The organism is Undibacterium sp. YM2, assembly GCF_009937975.1.
Lineage (GTDB): Bacteria > Pseudomonadota > Gammaproteobacteria > Burkholderiales > Burkholderiaceae_D > Undibacterium.
The window spans coordinates 4,407,135-4,418,378 of the sequence record NZ_AP018441.1; the positions used below are offsets into that span (position 1 = coordinate 4,407,135).

An 11,244-nucleotide genomic window follows, 5' to 3' on the forward strand; every position below is an offset into this window, starting at 1 on the left:
AGCCTGTATCAGATCAGACTAAAAACGCATAAAAACCAGCATATGGTTAATGACATTGATTACATATTTGCAACACCATCCCTGCTGTCATGCCCGCCTCCGCCCATCGCATCAGAACGCTGCACATGCCGGGACAATATGCACTTTTACCTATGACAGTAACCTGCATTACAGCCAGACAAGGCCACGCAAATTGTCAAGACAGTCCAACAAACTGACAGCATCCACAATAATTTTAATTAACTGTTTGACAAATAGTTGATATATTTACTTAAAGGCAACATAATGCAGTAAATTGCTTTTTGGATAGATCATTATCTTGATACAAGCAGAGGCTGATATGCACAATACTATTTCTACAAGTGGCACTGCTGGAGACACAGCCAATACTGACCAGTTGCTCGGCGCCTGGGCACATGGCTGGACGATTTCGCGTGGCACCGATGCCCCCATACCGCTGGCCGATTTTGGCTACCGCATACAGGTCGGCCTGCCCGGCCATCTGGAGCGCTATGTCCTGCAGGGCCATGTCCTGAGTGCCATACAAAAACTCGCGCAAGAGCTCGATACGCCGGATACCTGGCTCAAGGTGTGCGCCCCGCACAGCAGCGTCGCGGGCATCCTGCCGCCACGCTGGAAGGTCAAACCGCTGGAATATTTGATGAGCAAATCCATCGCCCCAACCGCAGTCACCATGCCTGAGGCTTACCACATCAACCTCATTGAAGATGGCGATGCGGTCACCGCCCGCGCCTGCAGCAGCGAAGGCCACCACGCCGCTACAGGCCGCATGGCCATCTACAAGCAATACGCCGTGTTTGACCAAATTGTCACCGAACCCGCACACCGCCGCCGTGGCCTGGCCTTTGCCATCATGCAAAGCTTGGCCAACCATGCGTGCAGCAAAGCGGCATCCACCGGTATTCTGGTAGCGACCGATGAGGGCCGTGCGCTCTACACCGCCATGGGCTGGACGCTGGCGTCTGAAATGACGGCGGCTGTGCTGGTGGAGTGAGATTGGGCGTAAAATCAGACTTAAGGCTTTGCCTGCACATGACATGCAGGTGCGCAATGCAAAGCCTTAAAGGTAGCTGACCACTGCTGGCTGCGTATCCCAGTTATCGTTGATACCATCGACATAGGTCACCGGTGCTGCCGCCAGTTCTGCGATGCTGGCATCATCAAGACAGCTCACGCTGACGCCATAGAATTTGCCGCGCCGGGGTGAATGGGCAATGCCAAACGGGCGCACGCCGCAATGCTTGCAAAAGAAATGTTGCTCATTCTTTGCGCCAAATTGATATTCACTGAGCTCAGATTCACCTGCCAGCAGGCGAAAAGACTCTGGTTTTACGACTGTCGCCCAGCAACGTATCTTCAGGCAAAAACTGCAATTGCAACGCATGCTGCCATCGGCCAGATCGATGTCCGCTTCAAAACGTATGGCCTTGCAATGGCAACTGCCGTGATAGGTTTTCATGATGTTTTATTTTTGTAGGTGGCCTGTTATTGTACACAGACTTTATTGAAGTGCAGTTCATTGGTGCACGGTTATAATCTGCATGCTATCCACTCAGGAGACTTTTCATGCCCGCCTTTAACCAGGTCACGTTAGACAGCCCCCGCCTGCACCTGCGCCCCTTGTGCAAGGACGATGCCGCCGCCATCCTGCGCATGCGTTCCAAAGCCAAGGTCATGCGCTACATGACCACTGCACCATGGACAGACATTGCCCAGGCCACTGGCATGGTCGAGCGCGATCAGGCCGCCATGGTCAGGGGCGACCTGCTGCGCCTGGCTTTGATACGCAAGACCGACAAGGTGTTTCTGGGCAGTTGCATCCTTTTCCACTTTGACGAAGGCTGCCGCCGCGCCGAGATTGGCTACGACATGGATGAAACTTACTGGGGCCAGGGCTACATGAACGAAGCCCTGGTGACCTTGCTCAATTACGGCTTCAATGAATTAAACCTCAACCGCATCGACGCCGACATCCACCCGGACAATATCAACTCCGCCCGCTCACTCGAAAGACTAGGCTTCATCCGCGAAGGCTATCTGCGCGAACGCTGGATCATTGACGACGTAGTATCGGACTCGGCGATTTATGGCTTGTTGCGTAGTGATTGGGTGAAGCGGGGTGAGGCATCCTAAAACAAGCGGCGCATTGCAATGCGCCCGACGCTTGTCCTTTTACAGCCATCGCGGTGCAACTCCAGGCTATTCACTCGCCGCCTTCAAGGCCAGCAACAGATAGTCATGCACATGTTTGTCGCTGATGTCCTGTTCAGAAGTCAGCTTGAGATGGCGACGGTACTTGCCCTCGCCTTCGAGTTTCTTGTATTTGTCAGGCAGGGATGCACCCAGGCCAAATTCCAACGTCACATGGTTTTTGTAAGAGAAAACACCGCAAAATGGCCGCGCTGCTGAAAACAGCAGGCCACCGTATTTGACTTCTTCGCTCACACCCTCATCAAGCTTCAGGATCATTTCACGCAGGCTTTGCACCAGCGCATAATTCTCTTCATTAAGCATGCGTATGTCTTGCAGCAGCTTGTTGATTCTCTCTGTACTCATGAGACCTGCTCCCTTTTCATGTGCGGCGTCAGGATTGCCGCAATTGATGCACTGTTGCAGATGGTGCGCACGGCGTCCACTACAAAATGGCTGAGTGTGTGGCTACGTTGATGATGACTTCCATTATTTCCTGACCTGGCCCTGCTGATCCCGCAGCAACATCATCAACTTCTCAGAAATAAGTCTGGGTTTGTCATTACTGTCATTGTAGCTTGCACAGCCCTCAGGCAGTAGCTGCTCCTTACTTTTGCCTGCTCTTGAAAAATACAGTTGATCACCATCACAACGCAAACGCGCCCTGACCTGGCGGGTGGATTTTTTGCGCACCTCGGCAACCCAGCAGGCATCTGCGCAGCCGCTGGAGTGATAGGCCAGCAGCTCGCCGCGTACTGGCCAATTGAGGGTGTATTCGCCGGTGCCGCCAGATGCCCATGCGATAGCGCTGCATGTGAGCAGTGCCATCAGGGTAATTTGAGTAAGTTGGCGTACAGTGTGGTTCATCAGGGAGAATTAAAATCCATCAAGATCAACATTTTTTTGAAGTGTTGGCAGCTTGTATAGGTATATGCTTGGGAATAACATTTTACTTATCCCAAATCTTCACAACCAGGTTAAGAGGTTTGAGTGCCATGGCGTCTGCCTTGAATTTACTGCCATCCAGCACATTGGCATCCTGCGTGCTTGTCTGCGATACTGGCACGGCACTTTCATTCCTCCTGCGCAGTATTTCGCTTTTTACGAAGGTCTCTACGTCTGGCGGCTGCTGCAGCGATTTTCCGCCCTTATGCGGGTATTGCACATAATTTTCTGGCGGCGTTGGCAATTGTTCTTCACAGTGCGTTGAACAGGTATTGACCAGCAAAGGGACGGTATCAGTGCCAATTCTCAGGCTGATCCATAGTTGATTCGTTTCTGCATAGCTGATCGTTTTTTTACAGATACTGCATTTCAGCATATCGCCGTCATATCTGACAGGATTGTGATCCAGACGAGGAAATGGCGTTCTGAACTTATAATTCCCATACAAGGCTCGCGTACTGATGCGGCTCGATACCAGGTTTTTGCACTGTGTTATCTCATATGGAAACCAGTGCAGGTCATATGAAGTGTAAGGATCGAAAAATTCAAGGGCAGTCATGCCACCTATTTCTGGCGGAATTCTTTTCAGCTTGCTGCCATAGAGCCAGATTTTTTTGACCTTGTCCAGTCTGACGATGGATGCAGGCAAGGTATGTATCTGGGAAAAAAGCTCAGCGCCTAAAAAGTCACGTGGAGAAAACTCATCATGCCCGCTCATCGCCAATTCATCAACATAGTCGCAAAGCTTTTTCCAAGCCAGAGAATTTTTATCTTGAACGTCGTTTTCCATACTTGAATTAAATGGCTTCACACTCACCTCTCAACATTATCATGGACATATAAACCAACATGCTACACCTGTTCAATCAGCGTGTGAAAACGATCAAATTCCCGTATCCGCCAGCTTGCCCCTGTACAAAGCCGCGACAAGGTCAGATTGTGTAAGCATGCCCGTCAAACGGCGTTCTTCATTGATGATGGGCACATGGTGCAAGCCCTGGTCAGACAGCAAGGGCACCAGCTCGACGATGTGCATATTATGGCGGGCCGTGCGCACCGGGTGGCTCATGATCTGGCCAACGACTTCTGGTTTGGTGGAGTGCATGAGGCGGGTGCGGCGCAATACCTGGCGCAGTTTTTCATCAAATTTTTCATAGACGTCGAGATTGGCATTCTTCATGAAATCGACCAGGGTGACGATGCCGATGACGCGGCGCGCCTTGTCGATGACTGGCAAGGCCTTGATCCTGTGCTTGCGCAGCAGCGTCCAGGCTTCTTCAAGGGTGGTACCGTATTCTACTGTGACGAGGTCTTTGGACATGATGTCGGCGCAGGTGATTTCGCCAAAGCGGCGGCGGTAGGCATGCATCTCGGTTTGCAGGAACAGGGATTCCAGATCATCGCGGCTGATATCAAGCACCTGATTGTATTTTTGCAGCACTTCATCAAGGTCGCGCGACTGAAAACCGAGGCGGTCTATGGGCCGCACATCGCCCGTACCATGTTTGCTGGAATGATCTGGCTGGGCAGCATGCGGGTAGCGGCGGCCTGTGGCATTGTTATACGCCAGCGCAAACAGCGCCAGCAAGATGGAGTTGATGCCGGTAGGGATCAGCACAAACTGGTAACCGAGACCAAGTATCACCGGCCCGCCGAGTACCGCGGTGAGCGCCACCGCTCCACCGGGTGGATGCAGGCAGCGCAGCAGGAACATCGCTGCCACTGCCAGCGCAGTCGCCAGTGCCGCCGTAGCCATCGACGGCCCGAACAGATGTACGCACAACACACCCACAAGCGCCGACAGCATATTGCCACCGAAAACAGACCAGGGCTGCGCCAGCGGGCTGGCAGGTACGCCAAACAGCAAAACGGCAGAAGCCCCTATCGGTGCCAGCAACATGGGGATGGTGGCAAGATTGTCGATTGAACCCAGCATGGCCCTGGTTGCCAGACCCGTCAATAACAGCCCAGCCAGCATGCCGGCACAGGCGCGCAGGCGTTCACGATTGTCGGTACCTATTTGCGCAGGCGCAAAAGTTTTGAGCCAGGCTAGCAGGCTCTCCAGAGCAGACCATTTTCTTTGCATGGCGTGTAGAACTCATTTCATAATTAGGAGCGAGGTGCGTTTGCCTCATAACTTTAACCGACAAGACGTACGTAGCTGCGAAATAATTCGCCTGTTTGCCACGGGCTACAGCAATCTGACCGGCGTTACGAGGCAAACCCTACGGGAACGGGCGATTCGGGCGCATTGCTGCGTGCAGTTTGTTATCTTGCGCTTGCTAAGGCACCAGCCTTAGCTGCACAGGGTATACACCTTACGCCTTGCACTGCATCCCGACTCACCTCGTTCGCACTCACTCCCAATCATGAAATGAGTCCTCATTTTATTTTGCAACAAAGTGCAAAGTGTATAGGGAAAATAATTGCTTTGTTGGAGTATGTTAACACCGTGCTTTTGCAATGCACAAATACCTGCCTCATGCCCTGTCATTTCTGGAGAATACAATGAACAAAGACTTATCCCGTGCCCTGGTCATCCTTGGCGTCTTGCTGGCCCTGGGCATGTCGGCTGCGGCTTTTATCTTTGGTATGCAGGCCAGGCATATCGGTGCGGGCAAGCAGAGTATATCGGTCAAGGGACTGGCCGAAAAGCCTGTGCAAGCTGATTATGCAGAATGGCGCATAGGCGTAACGGTAGTGGCGCCCAGCTTTGCCGAGGCACTGGCCAAGTTGCGCAAATCACGCCCAGTGCTTGATGAATTCCTGGGCAAGCAGGGCTTTGAAAAAACTGCGCTGAAAGAATCAGAAGAAGCCGTGGATGCCAATATGGTCGTTGAAGATTTGCCCGATGGCCGCAACCGCCAGGTGCAGCGCGGCTACAAGGCCACGCAAAGCATACTGGTCACATCGAAAGATTTGACCAAGGTAACCAACGTCAGCCGCGCTGCACTGCAACTCGAAGCGGATGGCCAGCCAGTATTTCACAGCGCACCGCAATACCTGGTATCAAAACTCGAAGACATCAAGATGTCATTGATAGGCGCCGCCACTGAAAACGCCAACAAGCGCGCCTCTGAATTTGCCAAGTACGGCTCGGTCAAGGTAGGAAGCATGCGCTCTGCCTCGCAGGGAGCGTTCTATATCCTGCCAGTCGGCACAGAAACCAGCTCGGACGAATACGGCGGCACTTACGACAAGACCACGATAGACAAGGTCGCGCGGGTGGTGGTGACGATAGAATATGGGATAGAGCGTTGATATAAAATTGGTTCTGGTGCGGTGCGCATGGCGCACCTTTTTTTTTGGTCTGACGCTATGCAGGGAAATTTCGCAAAATTATTGACATCTGCTCACGCTTTCCACACCACTAAAACAACTCATCCAACTGCATAAAAAACTCCCGCTTCGCTGGTGCATCTGCTAAACCTAACGAGGCCAGTGAAGCCAGGAATTCATCCGCCACTTTGTCAGACACTTCTTCACGCAGATTGCGGTGGGCAAAGGCGATGTCCATCCAGCGATTAGCCAGGCCTGCGCGCCCCAGGTCGATGAAATAGAGCTGGTCGTGCTCATCGACAAACACATTGCTGTCACCGAGATCACCATGGGCAAAAACTAGGTCTTGCGGGTTTTCTGCTGGCTGGGTCGCGTGCAGCAAGTTGATCAGGTCTTGCACGCTGTGCAGGCCTGGCCATTGGTCAAGCTCATACTCTTGCGCATGCAGGTTCTGGCTGACCAGGTATTCCAGCTCGCGCAAGCGCATGGCTGCGCCTGCATGCAGCGGGCAATCATGCGTGGGCAAGGCATGCAACTGGCGCAGGGCTTCAAGGAATAAGTGGCTGACTGGCTGCCCGGCTTCTATCCGCGCTGACAGGGGCACGCCAGGCACGGCGCGGGTGATCATGGCTTCGCCGTGTTCATTGTCAGCCACCGCCACCAGCTCAGGTACACCTATGCGCCCGCTCAGCCATTGCAGCGCCTGCGCTTCGCGTTTGACGCTATAGGTGGTCGATGCCAGCACAGGTGACGAAGTCTTGAGGAAGAAGTGTTCACCGCCTTTGCTGAAGCGATACACATTGCTGGGGGATTCGCCAATGTCGTCAGCAATCAGGGTGGCGTCGGCGATGAAGCGGGTGATGGCGGTTGGTAGCTGGTGCATAGGGTGCATGGGCGGTTGCTCTGGTTTGCTGGTGTCCATGATCTTTGGGCTGCCCCGCTTATTTCAAGTATATTATTCAAATTTGCTTTGCCTAGCCATCCAGGGTCTCGCCATCTGTCTGCGATTTTTGCATTTCATTCCCCTGTTTTTGCAATCCATCTTTTCTCCATAGCCGCCTGTTTTACCTGGCAATAAAGTAAGCCTGCACTTGTCGGCAGACAAGAAAAAACAGCGCAAGGGCAATATGGCAAACCTTGCCCCGCCAGCGTCACAAACAAACCAGGAGAAATCAATGCAATCAATACCATCGGCACAATCAATACTGCGTTCTGCACCATACCTGTTCCCTACATATCGTGTTCTTGCCGCCAGCCTGGCCTTGCTGGCTGGTTTGGCTGCCAACCCCATGCCGGCACATGCCGATACTGTCGATGATTATGTACGTGCCGAGATGCAGAAGCGCCATATCCCCGGCATGACAGTGGCTGTGCTGTGTAATAACAAGCTCATCAAAGAGAGCGCTTATGGACTGGCCAGTCTGGAACACAATGTGGCGACGAAAATAGACACGGTCTATACACTGGCCTCGATGACCAAGACCTTTACCGCCAGCGCCATCATGTTGCTGGTGCAGGATGGCCGCATTGCGCTTGATGACTCCATCACAAAAATCCTGCCGCAACTGCCTGCGGCCTGGGCTGGCATCACGCTGCGCCATTGCCTCTCGCATACCTCAGGCTTGCCGGATGCGATTACCGATGACGTCAACATCACCACCATCAGCGGTGATCGCGACATCCTGATTCAGGAGCTGGCAAAACTGCCGCTACAGCCCGCAGGTGAAAAATCCGTGTATAACCAGACTGGCTATATGCTGCTGGGCATGGTCATAGAAAAAATCAGCGGCATGCCGTATGAGCAGTTTGTGCAAACCCGCTTGTTCCAGCCTATGGGTATCACTGGCGCAAAGTTTGGTGACGCCTGGTCCATCATCCCTGGCCGCAGTGACTTATATACTTCACTCGATATCAGCAAAGACCATAGCAAGCTGGCGATGGAAAATGGCCGCCCCGTCGTCATGAAAGACAAGATTTACCACTATGGCGCGAAGTTCATGCCTGACTATCTGGCCCCGGCTGGCCTCTTGAATGGCAATATCCACGACCTCGTCAGTTTTGAGCAGGCACTAGCCAGCGGCAAGCTCATCAAGCCTGCGCTACTCAAAGAAATGAATACGCCCTACAAACTGCGCAATGGTCAGAACGGTGATTATGGCCTGGGCTTTATCTTCATGCCCTTTGGCAAACAGGCTGCGATTTCTTACGGTGGCGGCGCTGCCACCTGGCGTGTGCATCTGCCAGAAAAGCATTTGACTGTAGTCGTGCTGACCAATCTGCAGGGCGCGCAACCACATGCGCTGGCGGGTGGCATCGCGGCACTCTACGACGACGGGGCGAAGTAATCTGGCGGGGACAGGCGCAGGGACAGGGATAATGAGCCGGAGCTGCAAGCTGGAGCATTTGTTACCTTGGGTAAAAACACTGGCAATGCCAGGGCCGCTCGTATAATTTGGCGGGTCTTGTCATTGCTTGTTTTTGCCGGTATGAATCAATCCCAATTGCGTTTTATCTACATCGCTGTCGCGCTCATGGTGGCGGTATTTGCCTGGCTGTTCTGGCATCAGGATGGGCCTGTGGCTGGTGCTAATGCTAATGCGAGTACCAGCGCCAGTGCAGATGCAATCGCCAGCGCCGCAGCTTCTGCTCCGACGCAGGCAGCAGCCAGTGCAGCGGCTGTGACAAAATTGCCAGGCGTCAGGGATGAACCCGGCCTGCTGCCCGCCCCCGAAGCCGAAAAATTTGATGTTGCCGTGCTCGAAGACCGTGCCCTGCTCTCGCAATACCTGAACCCGGCCCAACGCCAGCAAGCCCTGGCCCTGCTGAAAAACCAGCATTGCGAGAGCCAGAAAATAAGCGTGTATTTCAAGAAGGATGTTGCCGAAAAACTGCTGGTCAGCGATTGCTATTACCTGGTATCACCCGGCCAAGACGGCAACCCGGGCTGGTACGACACCGACTACGGCATCATGCTGGTAGTCGATAAGACCGGCGTTGTGGAGTTGAAAGACATCACACAGTTCAAGTTCATGTATGAAAGCAGCAAGCTCAGTGCCGTCACCAGCCTCAACAAAAATGGCCGCCTGCAACTGTGGCTGGATGGGCTCATCTGTGAGAACGATGGCGCAGATGATGATGAGGATACGGCTGCCAGCAATGCCGCAAGTACTTCAGCCAGCGCAGCAAGTCAGCACAAAAGTCCACTGGCTGGCTGCTGGTCCACTACCGTCGTAGAAATTAATGGTGACAAGCTGGAGATGTATAGCAAATAGTTTGAAAATAGTGACAACCGGAGAGTTTCTGGCATGATGACGGTTTTGCTTCAACGCACGCATCATGCCCAATACCCCCATCAACGCCCTCTTCGTCTGCAGCCGCAACCAGTGGCGCAGCCCGACTGCCGAGCAGGTCTGGCGCAAGCACCCCATGGTGCGCGCCCGCTCAGGCGGCACCAGCCCGAATGCCCGTCACCCGGTCTCTGCCGCTGACATAGAATGGGCAGAAGTCATTTTTGTCATGGAAGAAAAACACAAGTCCCGCCTGATGGCCAGCTACCGCAACCTCATCGGCCACAAGCCTGTGCATGTGCTGGATATTCCTGATGAATACAAATACATGGATGCAGAACTGGTAGAACAATTACAACAAGCTGTAGGCGACATCCTGGGTTTGAACTGATTTTTAAATTATTTAAAAAAAACTGAATCCTTTTAAGCACCTGAACACTCTTGGTCTATGTCATTCATTACAAAGAGGAGTTCACCATGTTTCATTTCAAACGCAATCTGCCCCATTGGGAACGCGCCCTGCGCATCATCAGCGGCCTGTTGCTGTTCTGGCTGGCATACAGTGGTCAAGTTGGCGGCATGCTGAACTGGGCTATCATCGCCAGTGCTGTTACCATGCTCATGACCGCCTTTGTCGGTTTTTGCCCTGCCTGCGCCATGGTGGGGCGCAAATACCTGGATAACTGAGATGAGCCTGTCCCGCCCTCAATTAATCGAAGCCGCCCGGCAAGGTGATGGCAAAGCCATTGCCACATTGCTGGAAGTCTGCCAGCCCGACCTCAAGCGCTTTGCCCGCCGCACCTGTTCAAATGCGGAGGATGCCGAAGACGCGGTGCAAATGGCCTTGTGGTCGCTGTACCGCAAGGTAGGCGCGCTACGCTGTGCGGCAACCTTCGCGACCTGGATGTTCCGCATCGTTGAACGTGAGTGCTACCGCCTGTTCCGCCTCAAGAAATACCATGAAGCCCTGGATGAGCTCAATGAACACGACATGCCCATGGCCAATATGGTACCGACTGACTTGCGCATGGACCTGGTACGCGCGATGGAAAGGCTGTCGCCTCCTTACCGCGAAGTGTTGATACTGCGTGACGTGCATGAACTGACCGCACCCGAAGTCGCCGCCCAGCTGGGCCTGAGCCTGGAAGCTGTCAAAAGCCGCCTGCACCGCGCCCGTGCACAGGTACGTGAGCAATTGCTGAACAGCGGTTACTGGCTCAAGGATGGTGCACCCGAGGCTGCCAACGCTGCCGGAGTTACCGGAGTTGCTGAACCTGATGGAGGCGATCATGTTTTGTAGTACGTCTGTGACAGTGCATTTGCTGCGCGGTCTTGGTGCACTGACCCTGGTGATTGCCGCTTTCTTGCTTGAACCTTTTGGCATGATCTGGTCAGGCTTGGCACTCATAGCTGCATTTTTGTTGATGCGCGGCTGCCCCATGTGCTGGATGATGGGTTTGATTGAGGCTTTGTATGAGAGGCGGAAGAAAAAATTATCGTAGGTTGGGCCGCTCCTCGTAGG

Annotated in this window: 15 protein-coding genes; 9 read left to right on the plus strand and 6 right to left on the minus strand. The window is 53.4% G+C overall.

The genetic code is table 11. From position 1 onward, the window contains the following. The first annotated feature begins 340 nt into the window (after positions 1–340). Complete coding sequence (locus UNDYM_RS19945; RefSeq protein WP_162042616.1) at positions 341–1,015, plus strand: GNAT family N-acetyltransferase; 675 nt, start codon at positions 341–343, stop codon at positions 1,013–1,015. A gap of 66 nt (positions 1,016–1,081) precedes the next feature. Here UNDYM_RS19945 and UNDYM_RS19950 read toward each other — a convergent pair whose 3' ends face one another. Beyond that, complete coding sequence (locus tag UNDYM_RS19950; protein WP_197740926.1) at positions 1,082–1,480, minus strand: GFA family protein; 399 nt, start codon at positions 1,478–1,480, stop codon at positions 1,082–1,084. Between the two features lie 107 nt (positions 1,481–1,587). On the opposite strand from UNDYM_RS19950, the gene UNDYM_RS19955 reads away from it, so the two are divergent. Continuing rightward, positions 1,588–2,154: a GNAT family N-acetyltransferase gene (locus tag UNDYM_RS19955; protein WP_162042617.1), complete on the plus strand. Its 567-nt coding sequence runs from the start codon at positions 1,588–1,590 to the stop codon at positions 2,152–2,154. A gap of 66 nt (positions 2,155–2,220) precedes the next feature. Here UNDYM_RS19955 and UNDYM_RS19960 read toward each other — a convergent pair whose 3' ends face one another. From UNDYM_RS19960 to UNDYM_RS19975, 4 genes are all read right to left on the minus strand, one after another. Next, a complete protein-coding gene (locus UNDYM_RS19960; protein WP_162042618.1) occupies positions 2,221–2,577 on the minus strand; it encodes a DUF1801 domain-containing protein in 357 nt (118 codons plus the stop codon). Between the two features lie 123 nt (positions 2,578–2,700). Beyond that, a complete protein-coding gene (locus tag UNDYM_RS19965; RefSeq protein ID WP_162042619.1) occupies positions 2,701–3,039 on the minus strand; it encodes a hypothetical protein in 339 nt (112 codons plus the stop codon). A 121-nt stretch (positions 3,040–3,160) separates the two neighbouring features. Further along, entirely contained in the window at positions 3,161–3,946 is a 786-nt protein-coding gene (locus UNDYM_RS19970; protein ID WP_197740927.1) for a hypothetical protein, read from the minus strand. Between the two features lie 93 nt (positions 3,947–4,039). Next, complete coding sequence (locus UNDYM_RS19975) at positions 4,040–5,242, minus strand: HPP family protein (RefSeq protein WP_162042620.1); 1,203 nt, start codon at positions 5,240–5,242, stop codon at positions 4,040–4,042. A 422-nt stretch (positions 5,243–5,664) separates the two neighbouring features. On the opposite strand from UNDYM_RS19975, the gene UNDYM_RS19980 reads away from it, so the two are divergent. Then, the gene (locus UNDYM_RS19980; RefSeq protein ID WP_162042621.1) at positions 5,665–6,417 is read left to right on the plus strand and encodes an SIMPL domain-containing protein; all 753 of its coding nucleotides are present in this window, start codon (positions 5,665–5,667) and stop codon (positions 6,415–6,417) included. A gap of 109 nt (positions 6,418–6,526) precedes the next feature. Here the strand turns inward: UNDYM_RS19980 and UNDYM_RS19985 are convergent, their stop codons facing one another. Then, complete coding sequence (locus UNDYM_RS19985) at positions 6,527–7,357, minus strand: APH(3') family aminoglycoside O-phosphotransferase (protein ID WP_232063552.1); 831 nt, start codon at positions 7,355–7,357, stop codon at positions 6,527–6,529. A gap of 253 nt (positions 7,358–7,610) precedes the next feature. Between UNDYM_RS19985 and UNDYM_RS19990 the strand changes: the two genes are divergently transcribed. From UNDYM_RS19990 to UNDYM_RS20015, 6 genes are all read left to right on the plus strand, one after another. Further along, a complete protein-coding gene (locus UNDYM_RS19990) occupies positions 7,611–8,780 on the plus strand; it encodes a serine hydrolase (protein WP_162042622.1) in 1,170 nt (389 codons plus the stop codon). Between the two features lie 141 nt (positions 8,781–8,921). Continuing rightward, positions 8,922–9,707, plus strand: coding sequence for a hypothetical protein (locus UNDYM_RS19995; protein ID WP_162042623.1), 786 nt, complete (start codon positions 8,922–8,924; stop codon positions 9,705–9,707). A 64-nt stretch (positions 9,708–9,771) separates the two neighbouring features. Further along, positions 9,772–10,113 carry a low molecular weight protein tyrosine phosphatase family protein gene (locus UNDYM_RS20000; RefSeq protein ID WP_162042624.1) on the plus strand — a complete coding sequence of 114 codons (342 nt, stop codon included), beginning with the start codon at positions 9,772–9,774 and terminating at the stop codon, positions 10,111–10,113. Positions 10,114–10,199: 86 nt separating this feature from the next. Next, the gene (locus UNDYM_RS20005) at positions 10,200–10,409 is read left to right on the plus strand and encodes a DUF2892 domain-containing protein (RefSeq protein ID WP_162042625.1); all 210 of its coding nucleotides are present in this window, start codon (positions 10,200–10,202) and stop codon (positions 10,407–10,409) included. A 1-nt stretch (position 10,410) separates the two neighbouring features. Then, positions 10,411–11,022, plus strand: a complete 612-nt coding sequence (locus UNDYM_RS20010) for an RNA polymerase sigma factor (protein WP_162042626.1) — start codon at positions 10,411–10,413, stop codon at positions 11,020–11,022. Then, entirely contained in the window at positions 11,012–11,224 is a 213-nt protein-coding gene (locus tag UNDYM_RS20015; RefSeq protein ID WP_162042627.1) for a hypothetical protein, read from the plus strand. Before UNDYM_RS20010 ends, UNDYM_RS20015 begins: the two co-directional genes overlap by 11 nt. Positions 11,225–11,244 lie beyond the last annotated feature (20 nt).

Coding starts and splice junctions, on each gene's coding strand:
- UNDYM_RS19955 (WP_162042617.1), top strand. CDS start 1,588: ATGCCCGCCTTTAACCAGGTCACGTTAGACAGCCCCCGCCTGCACCTG.
- UNDYM_RS19980 (WP_162042621.1), top strand. CDS start 5,665: ATGAACAAAGACTTATCCCGTGCCCTGGTCATCCTTGGCGTCTTGCTG.
- UNDYM_RS19965 (WP_162042619.1), bottom strand. CDS start 3,039: ATGGCACTGCTCACATGCAGCGCTATCGCATGGGCATCTGGCGGCACC.
- UNDYM_RS20010 (WP_162042626.1), top strand. CDS start 10,411: ATGAGCCTGTCCCGCCCTCAATTAATCGAAGCCGCCCGGCAAGGTGAT.
- UNDYM_RS20015 (WP_162042627.1), top strand. CDS start 11,012: ATGTTTTGTAGTACGTCTGTGACAGTGCATTTGCTGCGCGGTCTTGGT.
- UNDYM_RS19995 (WP_162042623.1), top strand. CDS start 8,922: ATGAATCAATCCCAATTGCGTTTTATCTACATCGCTGTCGCGCTCATG.
- UNDYM_RS19970 (WP_197740927.1), bottom strand. CDS start 3,946: ATGGAAAACGACGTTCAAGATAAAAATTCTCTGGCTTGGAAAAAGCTT.
- UNDYM_RS20000 (WP_162042624.1), top strand. CDS start 9,772: ATGCCCAATACCCCCATCAACGCCCTCTTCGTCTGCAGCCGCAACCAG.
- UNDYM_RS19990 (WP_162042622.1), top strand. CDS start 7,611: ATGCAATCAATACCATCGGCACAATCAATACTGCGTTCTGCACCATAC.
- UNDYM_RS19960 (WP_162042618.1), bottom strand. CDS start 2,577: ATGAGTACAGAGAGAATCAACAAGCTGCTGCAAGACATACGCATGCTT.
- UNDYM_RS19945 (WP_162042616.1), top strand. CDS start 341: ATGCACAATACTATTTCTACAAGTGGCACTGCTGGAGACACAGCCAAT.
- UNDYM_RS19950 (WP_197740926.1), bottom strand. CDS start 1,480: ATGAAAACCTATCACGGCAGTTGCCATTGCAAGGCCATACGTTTTGAA.
- UNDYM_RS19985 (WP_232063552.1), bottom strand. CDS start 7,357: ATGGACACCAGCAAACCAGAGCAACCGCCCATGCACCCTATGCACCAG.
- UNDYM_RS20005 (WP_162042625.1), top strand. CDS start 10,200: ATGTTTCATTTCAAACGCAATCTGCCCCATTGGGAACGCGCCCTGCGC.
- UNDYM_RS19975 (WP_162042620.1), bottom strand. CDS start 5,242: ATGCAAAGAAAATGGTCTGCTCTGGAGAGCCTGCTAGCCTGGCTCAAA.